Origin of the sequence: Gaetbulibacter sp. M235, assembly GCF_043876835.1 — a bacterium.
Lineage (GTDB): Bacteria > Bacteroidota > Bacteroidia > Flavobacteriales > Flavobacteriaceae > Yeosuana.
In genome coordinates, this window is the sequence record NZ_JBAWJZ010000003.1 from 193,529 (window position 1) to 215,571 (window position 22,043).

20 protein-coding genes and 2 tRNA genes are annotated in these 22,043 nt (G+C 30.6%); 11 read left to right on the forward strand and 11 right to left on the reverse strand.

Annotated elements, in window-relative coordinates; translation table 11 throughout:
• The first annotated feature begins 18 nt into the window (after positions 1–18).
• Positions 19–1,224: a 3-deoxy-D-manno-octulosonic acid transferase gene (locus V8G69_RS06120; RefSeq protein ID WP_394880943.1), complete on the forward strand. Its 1,206-nt coding sequence runs from the start codon at positions 19–21 to the stop codon at positions 1,222–1,224.
• Positions 1,225–1,339: 115 nt separating this feature from the next.
• Here V8G69_RS06120 and V8G69_RS06125 read toward each other — a convergent pair.
• The 3 genes from V8G69_RS06125 to mutS all read right to left on the reverse strand — a co-directional run bounded on the left by V8G69_RS06125 (position 1,340) and on the right by mutS (position 4,199).
• Positions 1,340–1,423 (reverse strand) — tRNA-Leu (locus V8G69_RS06125).
• A gap of 29 nt (positions 1,424–1,452) precedes the next feature.
• A tRNA-Gly gene (locus V8G69_RS06130) sits at positions 1,453–1,524 on the reverse strand.
• A gap of 95 nt (positions 1,525–1,619) precedes the next feature.
• Positions 1,620–4,199: a DNA mismatch repair protein MutS gene (gene mutS / locus V8G69_RS06135; protein WP_394880944.1), complete on the reverse strand. Its 2,580-nt coding sequence runs from the start codon at positions 4,197–4,199 to the stop codon at positions 1,620–1,622.
• 143 nt (positions 4,200–4,342) lie between these two features.
• Here mutS and V8G69_RS06140 point away from each other — a divergent pair, with 143 nt between their 5' ends.
• From V8G69_RS06140 to V8G69_RS06155, 4 genes are all read left to right on the forward strand, one after another.
• Positions 4,343–4,879 carry an RNA methyltransferase gene (locus V8G69_RS06140; RefSeq protein WP_394880945.1) on the forward strand — a complete coding sequence of 179 codons (537 nt, stop codon included), beginning with the start codon at positions 4,343–4,345 and terminating at the stop codon, positions 4,877–4,879.
• 127 nt (positions 4,880–5,006) lie between these two features.
• Entirely contained in the window at positions 5,007–5,507 is a 501-nt protein-coding gene (locus V8G69_RS06145) for a hypothetical protein (protein WP_394880946.1), read from the forward strand.
• 204 nt (positions 5,508–5,711) lie between these two features.
• Positions 5,712–5,996 carry a NifB/NifX family molybdenum-iron cluster-binding protein gene (locus V8G69_RS06150; protein ID WP_394880947.1) on the forward strand — a complete coding sequence of 95 codons (285 nt, stop codon included), beginning with the start codon at positions 5,712–5,714 and terminating at the stop codon, positions 5,994–5,996.
• A 194-nt stretch (positions 5,997–6,190) separates the two neighbouring features.
• Complete coding sequence (locus V8G69_RS06155) at positions 6,191–6,871, forward strand: 2'-5' RNA ligase family protein (protein WP_394880948.1); 681 nt, start codon at positions 6,191–6,193, stop codon at positions 6,869–6,871.
• A gap of 23 nt (positions 6,872–6,894) precedes the next feature.
• Here the strand turns inward: V8G69_RS06155 and folK are convergent, their stop codons facing one another.
• On the reverse strand, positions 6,895–8,025 hold the full coding sequence (gene folK, locus V8G69_RS06160) for a 2-amino-4-hydroxy-6-hydroxymethyldihydropteridine diphosphokinase (RefSeq protein WP_394880950.1): 1,131 nt from the start codon (positions 8,023–8,025) through the stop codon (positions 6,895–6,897).
• Between the two features lie 69 nt (positions 8,026–8,094).
• Between folK and V8G69_RS06165 the strand changes: the two genes are divergently transcribed.
• Together V8G69_RS06165 and V8G69_RS06170 are read left to right on the forward strand one after the other, a co-directional pair.
• Positions 8,095–8,799 carry a queuosine precursor transporter gene (locus tag V8G69_RS06165; RefSeq protein WP_394880951.1) on the forward strand — a complete coding sequence of 235 codons (705 nt, stop codon included), beginning with the start codon at positions 8,095–8,097 and terminating at the stop codon, positions 8,797–8,799.
• A 94-nt stretch (positions 8,800–8,893) separates the two neighbouring features.
• The gene (locus V8G69_RS06170; RefSeq protein WP_394880952.1) at positions 8,894–11,536 is read left to right on the forward strand and encodes an AsmA-like C-terminal region-containing protein; all 2,643 of its coding nucleotides are present in this window, start codon (positions 8,894–8,896) and stop codon (positions 11,534–11,536) included.
• On the opposite strand, the gene V8G69_RS06175 is transcribed toward V8G69_RS06170, so the two are convergent.
• Positions 11,529–12,326 (reverse strand): DUF2797 domain-containing protein, encoded by a 798-nt coding sequence (locus tag V8G69_RS06175; protein WP_394880953.1) that lies wholly within the window; start codon positions 12,324–12,326, stop codon positions 11,529–11,531. The two genes, V8G69_RS06170 and V8G69_RS06175, sit on opposite strands and share 8 nt — an antisense overlap.
• Positions 12,327–12,368: 42 nt before the next feature.
• On the opposite strand from V8G69_RS06175, the gene V8G69_RS06180 reads away from it, so the two are divergent.
• Complete coding sequence (locus V8G69_RS06180; protein ID WP_394880954.1) at positions 12,369–13,886, forward strand: GH3 auxin-responsive promoter family protein; 1,518 nt, start codon at positions 12,369–12,371, stop codon at positions 13,884–13,886.
• Between the two features lie 230 nt (positions 13,887–14,116).
• Here the strand turns inward: V8G69_RS06180 and clpX are convergent, their stop codons facing one another.
• The 6 genes from clpX to V8G69_RS06210 form a co-directional block, all read right to left on the reverse strand.
• Positions 14,117–15,349, reverse strand: a complete 1,233-nt coding sequence (gene clpX / locus V8G69_RS06185) for an ATP-dependent Clp protease ATP-binding subunit ClpX (protein WP_394880955.1) — start codon at positions 15,347–15,349, stop codon at positions 14,117–14,119.
• A gap of 75 nt (positions 15,350–15,424) precedes the next feature.
• A complete protein-coding gene (clpP, locus tag V8G69_RS06190) occupies positions 15,425–16,099 on the reverse strand; it encodes an ATP-dependent Clp endopeptidase proteolytic subunit ClpP (protein ID WP_394880956.1) in 675 nt (224 codons plus the stop codon).
• Between the two features lie 178 nt (positions 16,100–16,277).
• Positions 16,278–17,606 (reverse strand): trigger factor, encoded by a 1,329-nt coding sequence (gene tig, locus V8G69_RS06195; RefSeq protein ID WP_394880957.1) that lies wholly within the window; start codon positions 17,604–17,606, stop codon positions 16,278–16,280.
• A 138-nt stretch (positions 17,607–17,744) separates the two neighbouring features.
• Complete coding sequence (locus V8G69_RS06200) at positions 17,745–18,098, reverse strand: phage holin family protein (protein ID WP_394880958.1); 354 nt, start codon at positions 18,096–18,098, stop codon at positions 17,745–17,747.
• A gap of 33 nt (positions 18,099–18,131) precedes the next feature.
• A complete protein-coding gene (locus V8G69_RS06205) occupies positions 18,132–18,902 on the reverse strand; it encodes an alpha/beta fold hydrolase (RefSeq protein ID WP_394880959.1) in 771 nt (256 codons plus the stop codon).
• Positions 18,902–19,615 (reverse strand): pyridoxine 5'-phosphate synthase, encoded by a 714-nt coding sequence (locus tag V8G69_RS06210; RefSeq protein ID WP_394880960.1) that lies wholly within the window; start codon positions 19,613–19,615, stop codon positions 18,902–18,904. Before V8G69_RS06210 ends, V8G69_RS06205 begins: the two co-directional genes overlap by 1 nt.
• A gap of 90 nt (positions 19,616–19,705) precedes the next feature.
• On the opposite strand from V8G69_RS06210, the gene V8G69_RS06215 reads away from it, so the two are divergent.
• The 3 genes from V8G69_RS06215 to V8G69_RS06225 all read left to right on the forward strand — a co-directional run bounded on the left by V8G69_RS06215 (position 19,706) and on the right by V8G69_RS06225 (position 22,043).
• Positions 19,706–20,365 carry a CBS domain-containing protein gene (locus V8G69_RS06215; protein ID WP_394880961.1) on the forward strand — a complete coding sequence of 220 codons (660 nt, stop codon included), beginning with the start codon at positions 19,706–19,708 and terminating at the stop codon, positions 20,363–20,365.
• Between the two features lie 3 nt (positions 20,366–20,368).
• Entirely contained in the window at positions 20,369–21,253 is an 885-nt protein-coding gene (locus V8G69_RS06220; RefSeq protein ID WP_394880962.1) for an NAD kinase, read from the forward strand.
• A 100-nt stretch (positions 21,254–21,353) separates the two neighbouring features.
• Positions 21,354–22,043, forward strand: coding sequence for a DUF6089 family protein (locus V8G69_RS06225; protein WP_394880963.1), 690 nt, complete (start codon positions 21,354–21,356; stop codon positions 22,041–22,043).

Here is a 22,043-nt window from a genome sequence, read left to right on the forward strand (position 1 = left end):
AACATAGCAACCTATATCATGCATTTTATTTTAAAATGCGTATCTCTTTTTAATGAAAAAATTAAAAAGGGAGTGGCTGGTAGATCCGTGACTTTTTCCTTGCTGGAAAGCAAACTTAATTCTACAGATAAAACCTTATGGTTTCATTGTGCTTCTTTGGGCGAATATGAACAAGGTCTTCCAGTATTTAAAGCCTTAAGAAATCATTATCAATCACATAAAATTGTACTGACTTTTTTTTCTCCTTCAGGATATGACATACGAAAGAATTCTCCAATTGCAGATGTTGTAACTTACCTGCCAGCAGACACAAAAAGAAATGCAAGGCGATTTTTAAATACTGTAAACCCAGAATTAATCGTATTTGTAAAGTATGACATTTGGCCAAATTTTTTGAATGAAGTAAAAAGAAGAAACTTACGCGCCATTTTAATTTCTGCTTCTTTCAGAAAAAATCAACCGTATTTTAAATTTTATGGTTCAGAATTACGAAAAGCTCTTTTTTCCTTTGAACATATATTTACACAAAACAAAAGTTCAATAAAACTACTTCAATCAATAAATTACAACCATGTCACTTTATCTGGTGATACCAGATTTGACAGAGTATCGGACCAATTACTACAAAATAATTCCTTAGATTTTATTGAATCTTTTAAGGATAATAAATTATGCGTAGTTGCTGGTAGTACTTGGCCAGAAGATGAAAACCTTTTTATTAATTATATAAATTCTGAAAGCTCAAAAGACATTAAATTTATTATTGCTCCTCACAACATAAAAACAAATCAGATAGCAAATCTGAAAGAAAAATTAAAGACCGAAACTGTTTTGTTTTCAGAAAAAGAAGCAAAAGATTTATCAAAAACCCAAGTGTTTATTGCAGATACCATAGGGTTGCTTTCAAAAATTTATAGTTATGCAGATATCGCTTATGTTGGTGGTGCTTATGGAAATACTGGATTGCATAACACTTTAGAACCCGCTGTTTTTGGAGTCCCTATTATTATTGGTAAAAACCATTCCAAATTTCCAGAAGCCAATACAATGATTGAGAACTATGGCATGTTTGATGTTTCAAATCAGCAAGAATTTGATACTATTTTGAATGACTTAATTCTAAACCAAGAAAAAAGAATGGAAAGTGGAAGTAAAAATTCGGAATATATAAAGCAAAATAAAGGTGCTGTTAGTGTAATTATGAAATACTTAAAAATAAGCTAACTTATTCAACTGAACTTGGAACACCTTGTTTTTGTTGATTAAATGTTGTCAAAGATTTTTAATATTAATAAGTTAAATGAGAATAAAAAGCCTTATCAATTTGATAAGGCTTTAGTACTGAGGACGGGACTTGAACCCGTACAGCCTAATGGCCATTGGATTTTAAGTCCAACGTGTCTACCAATTCCACCACCTCAGCGTCTTGGTATATTTTAAAGAAAGTTTCAGAGCGAAAGACGGGATTTGAACCCGCGACCCTCACCTTGGCAAGGTGATGCTCTACCCCTGAGCTACTTTCGCAGTTTTAATGAACGTGCAATATTGTTATTGCGGATGCAAATTTATAATTTTTATTATAAAACCAAAGGCTTTTTACTAAAATAATTTTTTTATTTCTAAGCGCGTTTTTCTTTTATAAGCATACGCTTAATTTCATTAAGTTTCATAAGAGCTTCAACTGGTGTAAGTGTATCAATATCAATATGTAATATTTCTTCTTTAATATTTTCCAGTAGAGGATCATCTAATTTAAAAAAACTCAATTGCATATCATCTTTTAATGATTTCACTTTATCAGTTAGCTCTTCACTAGAATGTGACTTTTCTAATTTCTGCAAAATTTTATTTGCTTTATGTAATACCTGCTGTGGCATACCAGCCATTTTTGCTACATGAATTCCGAAACTATGGGCACTTCCTCCTTCAACTAATTTTCTTAAAAAAAGAACATTATCTTTCAACTCTTTTACGGATACATTAAAATTTTTAATCCGCTCAAAGGTTTCAGTCATTTCATTAAGTTCATGATAATGAGTTGCAAACAATGTTTTAGGTTTAGCAGGATGTTCATGTAAATATTCACTTATTGCCCAAGCTATTGAAATGCCATCATAAGTACTGGTTCCACGTCCAATTTCATCAAGCAGCACTAAACTTCTATCAGAAATATTATTTAAAATGGAAGCTGTTTCATTCATTTCTACCATAAAGGTCGACTCTCCCATAGAAATATTATCACTAGCACCTACTCTAGTGAAGATTTTGTCAACCAAACCAATTCGAGCTGATTTTGCAGGCACAAAACTTCCTATTTGCGTCAAAAGCACAATAAGTGCCGTTTGACGTAAAATAGCCGATTTACCAGACATGTTCGGACCCGTAATCATAATGATTTGCTGTGTGCTTCTGTCTAAATACACATTGTTAGCAATATAGTGTTCACCTATAGTCAATTGCTTTTCAATAACCGGATGCCTTCCATCTACAATATCCAAATCAAAGGAATCATCAATAGTTGGATATATATAATGATTATCTTTTGCCAATTGTGCAAAACCACATAAACAATCTAACTGACCTATTAAAAAAGCATTTTGCTGGACAGCTTTTATGTATTGATTAAGCCAACCGACCAATTCTGAAAACAATTGCTGCTCAATAGCCAGAATTCTATCTTCAGCTCCTAAAATTTTAGCTTCGTATTCTTTTAGCTCTTCGGTTATATAGCGCTCCGCGCTAACAAGTGTTTGTTTTCTTATCCATTCAGAAGGGACCTTGTCTTTATGGGTATTTCTAACTTCAATATAATATCCAAACACATTATTTGAGTCAATTTTTAAAGAAGTAATGCCAGTTCGCTCACTTTCGCGTTCAAGTATTTTTTCTAAATAATTTTTTCCTGATTTTGATAGCCCTCTTAATTCATCTAATTCAGATGAAAATCCTTGTGCAATCGTGCTACCTTTTAAAACATTAACAGGTGCATCTTCATTCAAGGTCTCTTTAATTTTTTCTCGAAGTATTTCACAACTTTGAAGTGTATCACCAATAACTTTTAAGGATTGATTATTACAGTTAGTTGTAATTGATTTTATAGGAACAATAGCTTCTAACGAATTTTTAAGTTGAATAACTTCTCTCGGATTAACTTTTCCTGTGGCAACCTTAGAAATTAGACGTTCTAAATCGCCTATATGCTTGATGTGGTTTTGAATTTTTTGAAGTGTGGTTTTATCCTTTGATAAAAAGTCAACCACTTCATGACGCTGTTTAATTTTTTCAACATTTTTTAATGGCAATGCCAACCAACGCTTTAATAAACGACCACCCATTGGCGAAATGGTTTTATCAATAACATTTAAAAGTGTTACGGCGTTGTTATTTGTAGAATTGTAAAGTTCTAAATTTCTTATGGTAAACTTATCCATCCAAACATAATCGTCTTCGGCTATTCTTGAAATAGAGCTAACATGCTGAATTTTATTATGTTGTGTTTCTGATAAATAATGCAAAATCGACCCTGAAGCAATAATGCCTTCATATAAATCTTCAATACCAAATCCTTTTAAAGACTTTGTATTAAAATGTTTCGTTAAAGTTTCATAGGCGTAATCAGCTTGATAAATCCAATCTTCCATATAAAATGTATGAAAGTCTTTTCCAAAAGTTTCAGCAAACGTATTCCGCTTTTGCTTTGACACCAAAACTTCACTTGGATTGAAATTTTGCAATAACTTATCAATGTATTCTGCATTTCCCTGAGAAGTTAAAAATTCACCTGTAGAAATATCTAAAAATGATACTCCAATATTGGTTTTATCAAAATACACCGAACACAAAAAATTGTTGGATTTAGATATTAAAACCTCATCATTAAAAGCTACTCCAGGTGTCACCAATTCAGTAACGCCTCTTTTTACAATATCTTTAGTAAGTTTTGGATCCTCTAGTTGGTCACAAATCGCAACTCTCTCACCAGCTTTTACCAATTTAGGCAAATAAGTGTTCAATGAGTGATGTGGAAATCCTGCAAGTTCAATTTCACTTTCACTTCCAGCGCCACGTTTGGTTAAAATAATCCCTAAAATACCTGCTGTTTTTATAGCATCTTCACCAAAAGTTTCATAAAAATCGCCCACACGAAACAATAACAAAGCATCAGGATACTTGGTTTTAATCGTATTATATTGTTTCATTAAAGGGGTTTCTTTTTTTGCCAATGGAATGTTATTTATATGTTATTTTTGTAACCTAAACAGAAGTGCTAATGTAATTATTATTTCATGTTTTTAGAAATTGAAATTTAATTACTTATTGATAATTATTCACAAATTCATAAATGCGAAAATTAAAAAATAGCGAGTTAGACCGGTTAAGTGTAGAAGACTTTAAATCTGTAAAAAAAACACCGCTTATTATTGTGTTAGATAACATTAGAAGTCTAAATAATATTGGTTCAGTATTCAGAACCAGTGATGCTTTTTTAATTGAAAAGATATATTTATGTGGCATAACTGCAACTCCACCAAACAAAGATATTCATAAAACAGCTTTAGGAAGTACAGAAACCGTTGATTGGGAATATTTTGAAAACACTTTAGATTTAGTTGACAAACTGAAAGCCGATGGTATAAAAATCTGCTCAGTTGAACAAGCTGAGAATGCAACTATGCTCAACGATTTTACACCCGAACAAAACACAACATACGCTTTGGTTTTTGGTAATGAAGTAAAAGGCGTATCACAAAAAGTTGTTTCAGCCAGTGATTTTGTAATTGAAATTCCGCAATATGGTACCAAACATTCTTTAAATATTTCTGTGAGCTGTGGTGTGGTGGTTTGGGATATATTTTCAAAAATAACGACTTTAAAGTAAAAATTTTCTTATTTTAATTTTTGATTTAAAAACACTTTAAAACTCAAATAAACTTCATTCCAAAGGTGACTAATGTTACTCACTGAGTCATTGTTTAATATGATATTTGTAGTAATAATTATTACTTATGAAATTAATACAATTACTCGCAATCTCACTCCTAATATTTAGTTGTAATAATCAAGGGAAACAATCATATCCTGAGGTTTCTTATGGTTTAAAAAAAGAGCATCCCGGAAAAAAACTTTTAGAAACACATTGTTATGCATGTCATAACCCAACAATACCAGAAAACAATGGAAGAATTGCTCCCCCCATGATTGCGATAAAAACTCGTTATCTAAGAAATGAAATGTCCAAAGAAGATTTTATGAATCAAGTGGTAACGTTTGCCAGCAATCCTACTAAAGACAAAGCAATCCTATTTGGTGCCGTTAGACGATTTGGCGTTATGCCCAAGCAACAATTTCCTGAAGGTGTTGTAGAAAAAATTGCAGAATACATTTACGATAATAAAATTGAAGAACCAGATTGGTTTCAAGACCACATGAAAGGAAACGGGTTTGGCGGTTTCTCTAACAACGGAAATAAAATATCTCAAAACGAGGCGCAAAATACAGTTAAATAATGAAACAACTCTTTGAAGTAGAAAACATAAAATTTGGTGGTTGTGTTAAAAATATTAAAACCGCTTTATTAAAAACTTAATAAACTTGGTTACTCTGAAAAAGGAGACAATACTGTGATTAAAAAGCAAAATCTTATGTTAATTGTGCTATTGGCAGAATGAATGAACAGCATAAAAGAATTTTAAAACACTAAAAATAAATCCATGAAAATTGCAATTCCAATTACAAATAACAACCAAATTGAAGATCATTTTGGTCATAGTGAATTTTACAATGTCTATACCGTTCTAGACAACAAGATAACTGATATAATAAGATTAGAATCTGAACAAGGTTGTGGTTGCAAATCGAATATTGCAAGTATTTTAAAAGAACAAGGTGTAACTATTATGTTGGCTGGTGGCATTGGTGGTGACGCGATCAATGTTTTAATCATGCAGGCATTGAAGTTATTCGTGGATGTTCCGGAAATCCTGAAACCATTATAAATCAATTCAATTTAGGCTTAATAAAAGATGGTGGTTTATCTTGTCAGCACCATGAAAACCATCATGGAAACGGGCATGTTTGTAATCATTAATATTAGTTAAAGTTTTTAGTCTGATTCTGAAATTTTAAAGTTCTAACTTCGTTTATCTACAAATGAAGTTAAAATCATTGTATCTCAACATTAGGTTTGCGTATGAATTTAGAAGCACATTATTCCAAACTATATAACGAATCCATTAATAATATTTCATCTGGCAATTATGAAATTGACGATTTAATAGATTCAAGTTTAGACAAAAGATTCGGAATAACACTTTTATTGAGACCTTCGATTGAGGTTAAAAATGAAATTCAAAAATTTATCAATCAGCTAAAAAAGGTTGAACCACATCAATATTATTATCCAAGTTCTGATATTCATATTACAATTATGTCTATAATATCATGTTACGATGGATTCGATATTTCTAAAATTGATTTATCAAAATACACCGAATTAATAAAAAACTGTTTGATTAAAAACAAAAATATTACGATTCAATTCAAAGGATTAACAGCATCAAATTCATGTATTATGTTACAGGGATTCATGAATGATACTACTATAAATGATATAAGAGAAAAGTTAAGAACAGCATTTAAAAACTCTGATTTAGAACAAAGTCTTGACAAAAGATATGCCATTCAAACAGCACACTCAACCATTGTTAGGTTTAGAAAAAAACTTGAAAATACCAATGAATTTTTAAAGACTGTTGATCAATTTAAAAACCATGATTTTGGATCTTTTCAAGTAAAAGAATTCGAATTGGTATTTAACGACTGGTACCAAAGAGAAGAAAACACAAAATTATTAGAGACTTTTCTTATGTAAAAAGCTCGATTTGAAATTCAAAATTATGCTTCACAAATAACATCCAAAATACTCAGGTAGTCTTCACGGTTGGCTAAAAAATCCTTATCAGAAATATCAATAATTTTTACATTAAAATCTGATTGGTTTTTTAAAAAATCTAAATATCCTGCATTTATTTTTTCAAGATACTCGTTAGCGATATTCTGCTCATAATCACGTCCGCGTTTTTTAATATTTTCTTGAAGACGTTCAGTATTTTGATATAAATAAACATACAAATCTGGCTTCGCAATGTCTTTATACATTAAATAAAACAATTTCCTGTATAGTTTAAACTCATCTTCATGCAAAGTGATTTTAGAAAAAATAAGCGATTTAAACACATCATAATCACTTACAATAAAATCCTTAAACAAATCCAACTGTGATAAATCATCCGAAATTTGTTGGTAACGATCTGCTAAAAAAGACATTTCTAAAGTAAACGCATAACGTTGAGCGTCTTCATAAAACTTAGGCAAAAATGGGTTATCTGCAAAGCGCTCTAAAATAAGTTTTGCATTAAAATCGTGAGCTATTTTATTTGCCAAACTTGTTTTTCCTGCACCAATATTACCTTCAATTGCTATATAATTATACTTCGAAAAATTGTGTTTTTTACTAGGGTTTTTTAACCAGATGTTAATGGGGTCAATATTACTTGTATCATCACAGTTTTGTAATAATTTTGTAATATTCTGTTTCAATTCCGGGTGCATCCCTTTTGGAGCAATATCATACAATGGTTGCAATACAAACTTACGTTTATGCATCTCTGGATGTGGTACTTGAAGCGTTTTTGTTTTTATAATTTCTTCATCATAAAAAATAATATCCAAATCAATTATTCTGGCTTCATAACCTTTCTTTTTAGTCCTTATTCTACCTAATTTTTTTTCAATGGCAAGCAATTCTTTTAAAACATCTTTAGCTTGAAGTTGAGTTTCTAAACGGATGCATGTGTTTAAAAAATCGGCGCTTTCAAAACCAAAAGCAGGACTGTTATAAACTTTTGAAATAATGTCAACTCTACCAATTTTAAGATGGATGAAGTCTATAGCGTCTTGAAGATTTTTAAATCGGTCGCCTTTATTACTTCCTAATGATATGTATGCAATGTGAGATTGTGTCATAATATTTGACAAAATAACTAAAAGAAAATCACTTTATTCTATATTTGTTAAAACTGTTAATAAGTTTCTATGACATTAAAAGATAAGCTTGCTGCACAAAGAATTTATATGCTTTTAGGAGCGCTTTTTATAACGTCTTTAGTGGTTTCAAACTTAATTTTTCAAAAGTTTTTTTATTGGTACCCATTTCGTATTGAGATTTTTGGAACAAGCCTTTTTGAAATTTCTGTTGGAATTCTTCCATATCCGATTACTTTTTTAATAACCGATTTAATCAGTGAAGTTTACGGCAAAAAGCGCGCTAATGATATTGTAGTCATTGGAATTTTTACTTCACTTTTTTCGTTATCAATTGTATTGGTATCAAACGCTGCACCTGCAACCAGTTGGTCGCCGGTAACTGATAGTATGTTTTCAACCGTATTTGGAAACACAGCTTTAGCCGTTTTTGCAAGTATGCTGGCTTATTTATTTGCTCAGTTTATTGATATTCAGATTTATCATTTTTGGAAACGTGTTACAAAAGGCAAGTATCTTTGGATTCGCAACAATTTTTCTACGTTTTCTTCACAATTTGTAGATACCTTAACCATTTTGATTTTACTATGCTCTTTTGGCATTATTGAATGGAGTAAATTTCAAGGCTTATTACTAGCAGGGTTTATATTTAAGGCTTTTATAGCAGCTTGCGACACACCATTTTTATATTTAGGCGTTTACTTGTTTAAACGTCGTTTTAATTTAAAAATGAATGAAGAAATTGAGTTGCTGTAAAAACGTGTTAAATTTTTGCAAAACTTATGTTTATCTTAATATGTTCTACATCTTTTAGCCTCATCTTTGCGTATATATTTAATAACCTTTTCTTATGAAGAAAATATTAAAAATCACCGGAATTTCTTTACTAAGTATTATCATTTTGTTGATTATTGCTCCGTTTTTATTCCAATCGCAAATCAAGAATATGATTAAAGAACTTATCAATGATAATGTTAATGCTCATGTTGAATTTGCTGATGTTAGCTTAAGTTTTTTGAGAAACTTCCCTAAAGCAAGCGTAACGGTAAGCGATTTAAAAATCACCAATTTTGAACCTTTTAAAGACGAAACCTTAGTTTCTGTTAAAGATATTTCTTTTACTATGTCAATAAAAGAATTGTTTAAAAATGCAGATGAAGAACCTATCATTATAAACTCTATTTCAGTTGATGAGGCCATGTTAACCTTAAAAACAGATGCCTTAGGAAACACCAATTACGATATTGCAAAAACTGATGAAACTACTAATGAATCGGCCACTAAAAGCAGTAATTTTTCATTAGATATTAAAGATTACAGTATAAAAAATAGTGCTCTTACTTATATTGATGAGGCTTCAAAAATGAAAATTTATCTGTCTGAATTAAATCATGAAGGTAAAGGAATTTTCTCTGCAGATAAATCAGAATTAGATACAAAAAGTGATGCTCACATAAGTTTTTCTATGGATAGCACTAACTATTTAAACAATAACTCCATAAAATTAGATGCCTTAATTGGACTTGATTTAACAAACAGTGTTTATGCGTTTAAAGAAAACAAAGGTTATATTAATCAATTACCAATAGAGTTTAATGGTTTTGTTAAAATGCTAGAGAACTCTCAAGAAGTTGACATCACGTTTGAAAATCCCGGTTCTACTTTTAAAGACTTTTTAGCTGTAATTCCTGAAGCATATTCAAAAAATATTGAAAATGTTGAAACCACTGGTAACTTTAAAATTAAAGGTGTCATAAAAGGAATCGTTTCAGAAGAAACCATTCCAACCTTAAATATTAATATTGCATCAAATAATGCATCTTTTAAGTATCCAGATTTACCAAAACGTGTTGAAAACATAAACATCAACACATCTATAAAAAACACTACTGGTAACGTTGATGACACTTATGTAAATATTAATGCTCTAGATTTTAAGATTGACCAAGATGTTTTTAAATCGTCTGCAACTATTAAAAACCTAACTGGCAACATGCTAGTTAACGCTAATATAGATGGCACGTTAAACCTTGCAAATATTTCAAAAGCTTATCCTATTGAATTAGAAAATGGGTTAAGTGGCATTTTAAAGGCAAAAATCAATACTGCTTTTGATATGGATGCGATTGAAACCAATGCGTATGCACGTATTAAAAATAGTGGCTCTATGAGCTTAAGTGGTTTTAATTTCTCTTCGGAATCGTTAGCAAATCCAATTCAAATTTCTGAAGCAAAAATAACCTTTAATCCTGAAAATGTAACATTAAATCAGTTCAATGCAAAAACTGGAACTAGCGATTTAAATGCTACTGGAAGTATTAAAGGATTATTAGGATTTATATTAAGTGATAAACCGCTACAAGGTAATTTCAATTTAAATTCAAACACATTTGCTATAAGTGATTTTATGACTGATGAACAACCAAAAACTACAGAAACCAAACCTTCTACAACTGAATCACTTAAAATTCCAGCCTTTTTAGATTGCACAATTAACGCCCAAGCTAATACCGTTAAGTATGATAATTTACAACTTAAAAATGTAAAAGGTACTTTAATTGTTAAAGACGAGCAGGTGATTTTACAAAATTTAACCTCTAATCTTTTTGATGGCCAATTGGCAGTTACTGGTTTAGTGTCAACAAAAACAGATACTCCTACTTTCAATATGGATTTAGGTATTAAGAGTTTTGATATTGCGCAATCCTTTCAAGGTTTTGAATTATTACAAAATATAGCGCCAATTGCTAAAGCCATTCAAGGAAAATTAAATACTGAAATTAATTTAAAAGGTAATTTAGGTGACGATTTCACTCCTAACTTAAACTCATTATCAGGCGGTGCTTTGGCAGAAGTTTTATCATCGACCATTAACCCATTAAACGCTGAAGTTTTAAATAAGCTGGGAAGTGCTTTAAATTTTGTTGATTTTAAAAAATTAGACCTGAATGATTTGAAAACCAAATTTGAATTTAGTGATGGTAAAGTGAGTGTAAAACCTTTTCATATTAAATATCAAGACATTGACATAGAGGTTTCAGGAAATCATAATTTTGATAAAACCCTATCATACAATGCAGTTTTTAATGTGCCTGCTAAGTATTTAGGCAGTGAAGTCAATCGTTTAATTGGAAAAATTGATGAGGCCTCAACTAATAGCATTTCTATTCCTGTAACAGCTAATATTACCGGAACATACACAAACCCATCAGTTAAAACAGATTTAACAAGCGGTGTTTCAAACCTTACCAGTCAATTGGTTGAAATTGAAAAACAAAAACTTTTAAATCAAGGTAAAAGCAAAGTAAACGATTTACTTAGCGGATTGATTGGGGGAAATACAAAAACAACCGAAACCCAAAGCACAGAGACAAAAACAGCTCAAACAGATTCTACCAAAACAACAACAGGCAGCACTGTTCAAAGTGAAATTAAAAACGCACTTGGAGGGTTGTTAAGTGGCAAGAAAAAGAAAAAAGATACGGTTAACTAGGAAAACTAATTTTTACATATAACCCTTCATTTCCGCGAATATTAAAAACGGTATTGTCATCAAAAATGAGGTATTGTCCTTTAATACCGACCAATTTTCCGGTATATTCTTTTTCTTTCTCCAAATTTAAACTATTAGGTTTTACAGGATATTTATTTACAGGAAAATCTAAATTAGTTTCAGTATTGGTTTCTATAAAATAGTCTTTAGCTTCATCAGGAATATATTGTTTCAAGCGTTCGCGCCATTCTACCAAATCTTCATCCTTAATATCATTTTTCAACATGGCTCTCCAATTGGTTTTATCAGACACATAGTCTTTCAAAGCAACTTCGGTAATTCCTGCTAGGTATCTGTTTGGCACTTCAACAATCTCAATAGCTTCATGAGCACCTTGGTCTATCCATCGTGTTGGCACCTGGCTTTTTCTGGTTACTCCAACTTTTACATTACTTGAATTAGCCAAATACACAATATGAGGTTGTAACTGAACCTTTTTTTCATATTCTAAATCACGGTCTTCCTTATCTAAATGAGCTGTACTTAATTCTGGACGCATTATCCAATCTGCCGCTTGTGGAATTTCATAAAAACAACTTTTACAAAACCCTTGTCTGTATATAGGTTTATCCAGACCACAGTTTAAACATTGGTATTTAACAAATTGAATGGTAATGGTTTTATCTAACAACTGATTCATACTTATAAAATCATTTTCAAACACCAAATAGTATTGAATAGGTTGAGAAAGTTCAGATTCCATTTTTGTTAAAACGCCTTCAAAAGTCATGAAAAAAAGTGTTATTTTTAAGATCTTAAATATAACATAAATATGCCAATTGATTTAGTAAATTCTATTGCTTCTTGGTTTTTAAAAAAACGCTTTCATCAAATTGAATTGTTTTTAAAATATCCCAATGAAGTACAAAATGAATTACTTCTAAACCTCATAGAGACTGCAAAAGATACTCAAATTGGCAAGAAATATGATTTTGCTTCTATAGAAAATTATGAAACATTTGCAGAACGCATCCCTGTTACAACATACGAAGAATATCAATATCTCATTGAAAGATCACGTAACGGAGAAACCAATATTTTTTGGCCTACACCCATAAAATGGTTTGCCAAATCTAGCGGGACTACAAACGCTAAAAGCAAGTTTATCCCTGTGAGTATGGAATCATTAGAAGATTGCCATTATGCTGCCGGAAAAGACTTATTATGCATGTATCTCAACAATAACGAGAACTCACAAATGTTTACAGGAAAAAGTTTGAGACTTGGTGGAAGCAAAGAATTGTACAGAGAAAACGGCACTGTATTTGGAGATTTATCGGCTATTTTAATTGACAATATGCCTCTTTGGGCAGAATTTAGTAGTACTCCCAGCAGCAAAGTCTCTCTAATGAGTGATTGGGAATATAAAATGCAAGCTATTGTTGATGAAACCAGAAATGAAAATGTAACTAGTTTAACAGGCGTTCCTTCGTGGATGCTTGTTTTGCTTCATAATGTTTTAGAAACAACAGGTAAAAACAATTTATTTGATATTTGGCCAAATTTAGAAGTATATTTTCATGGCGGTGTTAGCTTTACGCCTTATAAAGATCAGTATAAAAAAATACTCCCAAATTCAGATTTTAAGTATTACGAAATTTATAATGCATCTGAAGGATTTTTTGCAATTCAAGACCAAAACAATTCAAGTGAGTTATTACTCATGCTGGATTACGGTATATTTTACGAGTTTATTCCTATGGATACTTATGGAACTAAAGATCAAAAAGTGATTCCTTTAAGTGATGTGAAATTAAATAAAAACTATGCACTCATTATAACTACTAATTCTGGTTTATGGCGTTATAAAATTGGTGATACTATTCGTTTTACTTCCATAAATCCCTATAGAATTAAAGTTTCTGGGCGCACAAAACATCATATAAATGTATTTGGTGAAGAACTTATTATTGAAAATGCAGAAGAAGCATTAAAAAAAGTATGCAAAAAAACGAATGCCGAAATTGTAGATTATACAGCTGCTCCTATTTTTATGAAAGGTAAAGAAAAAGGCGCGCATGAATGGATTATTGAATTTAAAACACCACCAAAAGATATTGATTACTTTAATGAATTATTTGACAATGCACTTAAGTCTTTAAACTCTGACTATGAAGCGAAACGATACAACAACATTACGCTAAATAAACCAGCAATTCATATTGGAAGAAAAAATCTTTTTTATGATTGGTTAAAGCAAAACAATAAACTTGGTGGACAACATAAAGTACCAAGACTTTCAAACACCAGGGATTATATCGATGAACTGCTAAGGTTGAATATTAGCTAATTTCCGTTAATCGAACAATTATGTTTTTTTAAGTTTTTCAACGCTTTTTATATAGCATTAATCTAAAATTATTAAAAATATTTTGTGCAGTAATTAATTAGAAATACTTTTAAAAAATAATACAAGCATACATATTAAAAACTAGCATATCCATTATTAATTAACATCCATAAATAAAAAACCACTCTAAATTAGAGTGGTTTTTTTATGTATTATATTCTAAAATGTATTTAAGAAACCGCTTTTAACTTTTTAATAGTTGTTTTTGATATTTTATCTTCAGCATACATTTTGGTTATATTCAATTTCTTTTCATTACTGCTTGGTAATTCAAACATAGCATCAGTTAAAATTTCTTCGCATAATGAACGTAATCCTCTGGCTCCAAGTTTGTATTCAACGGCTTTGTTAACTATATAATCCAAGGCTCCATCGGTAATACTGAAATCAATATCATCCATTAAAAACAATTTTTTATATTGTTTAATAATAGCATTTTTAGGCTCAGTAAGAATAGCACGAAGTGTTTTAGAATCTAACGGATCCATATATGTGAGCACTGGTAAACGTCCAATAATTTCTGGAATTAAACCAAAATCCTTTAAATCTTTTGGAATAATATATTGAAGTAAATTATCTTTATCTACAACATCTTCAGATATTGAAGCACTATAACCAACAGCTTGCATATTTAATCTTCTTGAAATATGGCGTTCAATACCATCAAAAGCACCACCTGCAATAAATAAAATATTCTCAGTATTTACTTCTATAAATTTTTGGTCTGGATGTTTACGCCCACCTTTTGGTGGAACATTAACCACTGTACCTTCAAGAAGTTTTAATAAAGCTTGTTGCACACCTTCTCCAGAAACATCTCTGGTGATAGATGGATTATCACTTTTGCGAGCAATTTTATCAATTTCATCAATAAAAACAATGCCTTTTTCTGCTTTTTCTAAATTATAATCGGCAGCCTGTAATAATCTTGTTAAAATACTTTCTACATCTTCACCAACATAACCAGCTTCTGTTAAAACTGTAGCATCAACAATAGCCAATGGAACATTAAGCATTTTTGCAATTGTTTTTGCAATTAAAGTTTTACCTGTACCAGTTTGACCAACCATAACGATATTACTTTTTTGAATTTCAATATCATCATTGGTTTTAGGTTGCAATAAACGTTTGTAGTGATTGTAAACAGCCACAGACATAACTTTTTTGGTCATGTCTTGACCAATAATATAGCCGTCAAGAAAATCTTTGATTTGCTGTGGTTTACGTAATTTTAATTCTGCAAATAAATCACTGCTGTCTGTTTGCTTCGATTCTTCAATAACAATACCATGCGCCTGCTCAATACATCTATCACATATATGCGCATCTAATCCTGCTATTAATAAATTCGTTTCGGGTTTTTTTCTACCACAAAATGAACATTCTAATTCTTCTTTTGCCATTAATATTTAATCTATTTTTGGAACAAAAAATTATAAATCCCTCTATAACAATTCGTTAAAATTACAATTTTTTATTTAATTACGAGCTAAAATCTCGTCAATCATGCCATATTCCTTGGCTTTATCGGCTTTCATCCAATAATCTCTATCACTATCTTCGTACACTTTGTCGTAGTCTTGACCAGTATGCTTACTAATTATTTTATAAAGTTCTTCTTTTAAAATAAGTATTTCCCTTGCTGTAATTTCAATATCACTTGCTTGACCTTGAGCTCCTCCAAGTGGTTGGTGAATCATCACTCTTGAGTGTGTTAATCCACTTCGCTTTCCATGAGCTCCTGCACATAACAGCACTGCTCCCATTGATGCTGCCATTCCTGTACAGATTGTTGCCACATCAGGTTTTATAAACTGCATGGTATCATAAATACCTAAACCTGCATACACACTTCCACCTGGAGAGTTAATGTACATTTGAATATCTTTTGATGCATCAACACTTTCTAAAAACAATAATTGGGCCTGAACTATATTGGCAATATTGTCGTTAATTCCTGTTCCTAAAAAAAGAATACGATCCATCATTAAACGTGAAAAAACATCTAATTGAGATATATTTAACTGGCGCTCTTCAATAATATAAGGCGTCATGTTTGATGGGTACATGCTACTCACAATTTTATTGTAATAAGTACTACTAATCCCTTGATCTTTTATGGCGAATTTTTCAAATTCCTTTGCGTAATCCATTGTTGTATTTTAATATTATACTTGAGTTGAAATCCTGATTTCATTCAGGATAGTAAAATCTTAATTATGAAAATTAAAAAACCTTTTTCATAATTAAGATTTTATTTAAAAATTAGGCGCTTAATTTATAAAAATTGAGCGCCTAAATATAAGGAATAATATTTTATTAATGTACTGCTTATTTCTTACTATAAGCTTCTTTAACAAAATTTTCGTATGTTACCTCTTTAACTTTCAAATTAGCTTTTTCCTTGTAAAGATTAAGTAACTTTTGGCTAATAAGTTGCTCTGAAATTCTACGAGCTTCATCTTGATTAGATAATACTCGAGCTGCGATATCATCCAATTCTTTTTCTGAAGGATTTAATTGACCAAATTGAGCCATTTGAACTTTAATCATTTGCTTGGTATGGCCTTTAATATCTTCAATGGTTATTTGGATATTATTTTCTGTGATCAACTTACCTTCAATTAATTGGTAACGTAAACTTTTTTCAGATTTTTCGTATTCTTCTTTAGCTTGGTCAATATCAAGAGGGTTTTCTCCAGAAGTTTGTAACCATTTTTGTAAAAATTCTGCTGGTAAATCAAATTTTGTATTGTCAACTAAATATTCGGTTACATCATTTAATAACTTTTGATCTGCTTGTTGAACGAATTGCTTTTCAGCGTCTTCTTTGATTTTTGATTTTAATTCGGTAACAGATTTTACAACATCTTTACCAAAAAGTTTGTCAAATAAATCCTGATCTAAATCAGCAACTTCACGTTTGTTTATTTCGGTAATTGTAAAAGTTACAGGAATATCTAAACCATGTACTTTATCATGACCTACTTTTATAGCATGCATTAAATCATGCTCATCTTCATAAAGCCCTTTAGTTTGCAAAGAAATTGTATCTCCTACTTTTGCACCAATAAACTTTTTAGAAGTTGATTTTTCTTTAAATTTATCTAAAGTTAGAGTGATTGTATTTTGAATTTCGTGCTCTTCGTTTTTATAAGTACCAGCTATTTCACTGTCTTTTTCAACAACTTCTTGTGATACTAATTTACCGTATTGTTTTTGTATACTTTCAATTTGTTCATCAATCATTTTGTCATCAGCAATAATGTTGTATTGAGTGATAGCTTTTTTACCTTTTAATTCTACTTCAAACTCAGGAGCCAGACCTAATTCAAATTCAAAAGAAAAACCATCGGCTTCCCAATCAATCATGTCTTGGGTTTTTGGTAATGGTTGCCCCAACACATCTAATTTTTCTTCGGTTAAATATTTATTTAAAGCATCTTGCAATAATTTATTAACCTCATCAACAAGCACTGCTTTACCATATTGTTTTTTAACCATTCCCATTGGAACATGTCCTTTTCTAAAACCTGGTATATTGGCTGTTTTACGGTAATCTGTTAAGATTTTTTCTACTTTATCGCTATAATCTTCTTTAGCAATATCAACTTTCACTACAGCGTTTAACGCATCAAGGTTTTCTCTTGTAATATTCATTTTTTTTCGTATGAAGCCCAAAAACGGGCATTTAACATATAAGTTGTTTAAAAACCAGCAATTTATATAACTAAAATTGGGTTGCAAAAATATAATTTTTTTACAACCCAACAAAGTTTTTAACGCCTTGTGTTAAGGCTATTTTTTTTCTTCATTTAAAAACGAATGTAATATTGATTGTAGTATTGATAATAATATACTGAAAATTATGGCTATCCAAATACTGCTTACAGAAAAACCATCAATTAACTTACTTGCAAGAAGAATGATTAATGCATTAATCACCAATAAAAACAATCCTAATGTAACTATAGTTATTGGTAAGGTGAAAATAATTAAGATTGGCTTAACTATTAGATTTAAAATAGACAATACAACAGCAACATAAATTGCTGTAACATAAGAATCTAAAAACACACCATTATCTTTTAAAAGATATGCTATTGCAAAAACGGCAATGGCATTAACCAAAAGCTTTATAATAAGTTTCATAAGTTTATATTTTATTTAAATATACAAAATATATTAAGCAACAAAATTTATCAAAGCATCAAAAAAAGCATTTGGATTTTCGGCATGTAACCAATGTCCTGCTTTTTCTATTGTTACTATTTTAGCTTTTGGGAAATGTTTAAATATTAAGGATTCATCCTGAGAAATTATATAATTTGATTTTTCACCACGTAAAAACAAGGTGTCCTTTCCAAATTTAGCTTCATAAGGTAAAGCTTCTCCAACTTCAGCTATATTTTTAGTTAGAGCTTCCAAATTTATACGCAATGCAAGTTGTCCCTTCTCTTTCCAATATAAATTTTTAAGTAAAAATTGGCGAGTACCAAAGTCTGTAATGTATTTAGATAAAACTTCATCTGCTTCACCTCTACTTTTAATAATATTAAAATCTAAAGCATTCAATCCTGCAAGAATAGTTTCATGATGAATTGGATAAAACCTAGGTGAAATATCGGCTACTATCAATTTGGAAATCAGTTCTGGATATTCTGTTGCGAATAACATAGCAGTTTTCCCACCCATAGAATGCCCTAATAAGATAATGTTTTCAAGACTATATGTTTCACAATAATGTTTTAAATCTTCAACCAACACATCATAGTTAAACGTATCATCCCAAAAACTGCTTCCGTGGTTGCGTTGATCTATTAAATGGACTTCAAAACCTAAATCACTTAACTTTTTCCCATGGGTTTTCCAGTTATCACTCATACCTAAAAACCCATGAAGAATCACAAATGCCTGACCTTGTCCTTTTCCTAATATATTTGAATTTAACAGCATTATTTTAATTTATTCAAATACATGTTAATCACATTATCAACACCTAAATACAAACTTTCTGCAATTAATGCATGCCCAATTGAAACCTCTAACAAATTTGGAATGTTTTCTTTGAAAAAATTAATATTATCCAATGACAAATCATGACCTGCATTAATGCCTATACCTAGTTTATAAGCCAATTCGGCACAAGAAGTATATGGTTTTATTGCTTCAAAATTACCTAACCCATATTGATGAGCAAAAGCTTCGGTGTATAATTCAATTCTATCTGTTCCTGTTTCTTTAGCTCCTTCAATTTGTTTTAAAACTGGGTCAACAAAAATAGAAGTTCGAATGTTGTTTTGCTTAAATTCTTTAATGATATCAATCAAAAAATCTTTGTGTTTTATAGTATCCCAACCAGCATTACTTGTAATAGCATCTTCAGCATCGGGAACCAATGTTACTTGGGTTGGTTTAATTTTTAGAACTAATTCCATAAAAGACTCAATAGGGTTTCCTTCAATGTTATATTCAGTATAAACTTCTGATTTTAAATCGTATGCATCCTGATAGCGTATATGACGTTCATCTGGTCTCGGGTGAATGGTAACGCCTTCTGCACCAAATCGCTGAACATCTTTAGCAAACTGTACTACATTAGGAACATTTCCTCCTCTTGAATTTCTTAAGGTGGCAATCTTGTTTATATTTACACTAAGCTTTGTCATTTTTCACTTTTTAATTGACAAAAATACAAAGTAGAACAGGCTTATGTCTTTTTTTTTTTGATTAATTTTGTTTACCTATAAAACTCAACAATGGAACTTACGTCATATATTCTTAATGATATAAAACCTTTAAATATTAACAGCAAGATTAGCGATTTGAAGTTATTATTTAATGAATTAACATTTTCTTACATTCCCATAGAAAATGATGATCATGTTTTTTTAGGTTCTTTTTCAGAAACTGACGTACACTGTTTTGATAGCGATACTTCTTTAAGTAATTATAAATATGCCATTGAGGATTTTTTTGTTAGAGAAAGTAGTATGTGGTTAGATGTTTTAGAAGCTTTTGCAAAAAACTCAACAAACATGATGCCTGTTTTAAACGATAAAAATGATTATTTGGGTTATTATGAACTTAAAGACATCATTGGTTTATTTAACGACACCCCTTTCTTTTATGAACCTGGAGGTGTTTTAGTTATAGAAAAAGGTATCAATGATTATTCTTTCAGTCAAATAAGTCAGATAGTAGAATCTAATGATGGTAAGCTTCTTGGAGCTTTTGTTTCAAAAATGAATGAAGAAATTATTCAGTTAACCCTTAAAATTGGGAATTCTGGATTAAACAATATTATACAAACCTTTAGACGCTATAGTTATAATATAATTTCTGGTCATGAAGAAGACAGTTATATTGAAAGTCTTAAAGAACGTTCTGATTATTTGAATAAATATCTAAACATTTAGAATATGAAAGTTGCAGTTTTTGGAAGGTTTTACAATTTAACAACTACTTTTTCTGTAGATACACTTTTTAAATATCTTAAAAAAAAAGATATTGATGCCTACATTGAAAGTGAGTTTTACAACCTGATTAATGATAACGATCCAGACAAAATAAAGTATTTATCAAAAAAGCAATTTGACACTTTAGATACGTCATTTGATTTATTTATTAGTATTGGCGGCGACGGCACCATACTAAGAGCTATAACTTTTGTTAAAGATTTGGGAATTCCAATAATAGGAATCAACACAGGTAGATTAGGATTTTTGGCAACTATTCCTGTAAATGATATTGAATTAGCTATTCAAAACATCATTGATGGCAAATATAGAATTTCTGAACGTAGTTTACTATCAATAGAAACATCTTCACATAATGAAGATATTAGTTCTATGAATTTTGCTTTAAACGAAATTGCGGTAAGCAGAAAAAACACAACCTCAATGATTACGGTTGAAACCTATTTAAATGGAGAGTATTTAACATCCTATTGGAGTGATGGCCTTATAATTTCTACCCCAACAGGCTCAACAGGATACTCATTAAGTTGTGGTGGCCCTGTTATTACACCAGACACCAACAGTTTTGTAATAACACCCATTGCACCTCATAACTTAAGCGCAAGACCTTTAATAATTACAGACTCAACCGAAATTCAACTTAAAGTTACTGGTAGAGAAGAAAGTCATTTAGTTTCTTTAGATTCCAGAATTGCCACTTTAGACAATGGAACTATCATGAAAATTAAAAAAGCGCCATTTAAAATTAAAATGGTTGACCTTTTAAATGAAAGTTTCTTAACAACACTTCGAAAAAAGCTTCTTTGGGGAGAAGACAGACGCAATTAGGCAATATTTTTCAAGTTTTAATGTTTTAAAACTAATTCAATTAGATACTAATTGTATTCACCAAATCTTATTTATTATATTTGCAAACTTTTGAATATTTATGAGGTACATAGCCGTAATTATATTAAGTCTTTTAAGTGTAAATTTCAGTCAATCCCAAATCAACGAACTTGGGGTTTTTGTTGGAGGAAGTAACCTTATTGGAGATGTTGGAGCTACCAATTATATTTCACCAAATGCTCCATCGCTTGGAATTTTATATAAATGGAATAAAAGTGCTCGACATTCTTGGAGAATTTCTTTAATATATTCAGATTTAAAAGCTTACGATGATAAATCAGACGATCCCAGACGTATTCAAAGAGATTATTCATTCGACGCAAATTTATTAGAAATTGCAGCTGGAATGGAATTTACGTTTTTAGATTTTAATTTACATGCCGGCAGAAAAGTAGCAACGCCATATCTGTATTCAGGTGTAAGTGTAGCAAGGCATCGTGATTATTATTTTTTAAATGGATTACAAACAGCTGTAGGTGGTGGTTCTAGTTTGGCGTTTGGAATTCCTATGGCAATAGGTTTTAAAACAAATTTTTTGGAAAATTTCATTCTAGGGTTTGAAATTGGGACGCGCTTTACTTTTTCTGATAATATTGACGGAAGCTATCCTGATGACCAAACACTACAACCATACAGGTTTGGAAATCAAAATAATAATGATTGGTATACCTTTACTGGTTTTACACTAACATATACTTTTGGCGAGAATCCTTGCTATTGTCCAAATTAA

Coding starts and splice junctions, on each gene's coding strand:
- V8G69_RS06120 (WP_394880943.1), top strand. CDS start 19: ATGCATTTTATTTTAAAATGCGTATCTCTTTTTAATGAAAAAATTAAA.
- mutS (WP_394880944.1), bottom strand. CDS start 4,199: ATGAAACAATATAATACGATTAAAACCAAGTATCCTGATGCTTTGTTA.
- V8G69_RS06140 (WP_394880945.1), top strand. CDS start 4,343: ATGCGAAAATTAAAAAATAGCGAGTTAGACCGGTTAAGTGTAGAAGAC.
- V8G69_RS06145 (WP_394880946.1), top strand. CDS start 5,007: ATGAAATTAATACAATTACTCGCAATCTCACTCCTAATATTTAGTTGT.
- V8G69_RS06150 (WP_394880947.1), top strand. CDS start 5,712: ATGAAAATTGCAATTCCAATTACAAATAACAACCAAATTGAAGATCAT.
- V8G69_RS06155 (WP_394880948.1), top strand. CDS start 6,191: ATGAATTTAGAAGCACATTATTCCAAACTATATAACGAATCCATTAAT.
- folK (WP_394880950.1), bottom strand. CDS start 8,025: ATGACACAATCTCACATTGCATACATATCATTAGGAAGTAATAAAGGC.
- V8G69_RS06165 (WP_394880951.1), top strand. CDS start 8,095: ATGACATTAAAAGATAAGCTTGCTGCACAAAGAATTTATATGCTTTTA.
- V8G69_RS06170 (WP_394880952.1), top strand. CDS start 8,894: ATGAAGAAAATATTAAAAATCACCGGAATTTCTTTACTAAGTATTATC.
- V8G69_RS06175 (WP_394880953.1), bottom strand. CDS start 12,326: ATGACTTTTGAAGGCGTTTTAACAAAAATGGAATCTGAACTTTCTCAA.
- V8G69_RS06180 (WP_394880954.1), top strand. CDS start 12,369: ATGCCAATTGATTTAGTAAATTCTATTGCTTCTTGGTTTTTAAAAAAA.
- clpX (WP_394880955.1), bottom strand. CDS start 15,349: ATGGCAAAAGAAGAATTAGAATGTTCATTTTGTGGTAGAAAAAAACCC.
- clpP (WP_394880956.1), bottom strand. CDS start 16,099: ATGGATTACGCAAAGGAATTTGAAAAATTCGCCATAAAAGATCAAGGG.
- tig (WP_394880957.1), bottom strand. CDS start 17,606: ATGAATATTACAAGAGAAAACCTTGATGCGTTAAACGCTGTAGTGAAA.
- V8G69_RS06200 (WP_394880958.1), bottom strand. CDS start 18,098: ATGAAACTTATTATAAAGCTTTTGGTTAATGCCATTGCCGTTTTTGCA.
- V8G69_RS06205 (WP_394880959.1), bottom strand. CDS start 18,902: ATGCTGTTAAATTCAAATATATTAGGAAAAGGACAAGGTCAGGCATTT.
- V8G69_RS06210 (WP_394880960.1), bottom strand. CDS start 19,615: ATGACAAAGCTTAGTGTAAATATAAACAAGATTGCCACCTTAAGAAAT.
- V8G69_RS06215 (WP_394880961.1), top strand. CDS start 19,706: ATGGAACTTACGTCATATATTCTTAATGATATAAAACCTTTAAATATT.
- V8G69_RS06220 (WP_394880962.1), top strand. CDS start 20,369: ATGAAAGTTGCAGTTTTTGGAAGGTTTTACAATTTAACAACTACTTTT.
- V8G69_RS06225 (WP_394880963.1), top strand. CDS start 21,354: ATGAGGTACATAGCCGTAATTATATTAAGTCTTTTAAGTGTAAATTTC.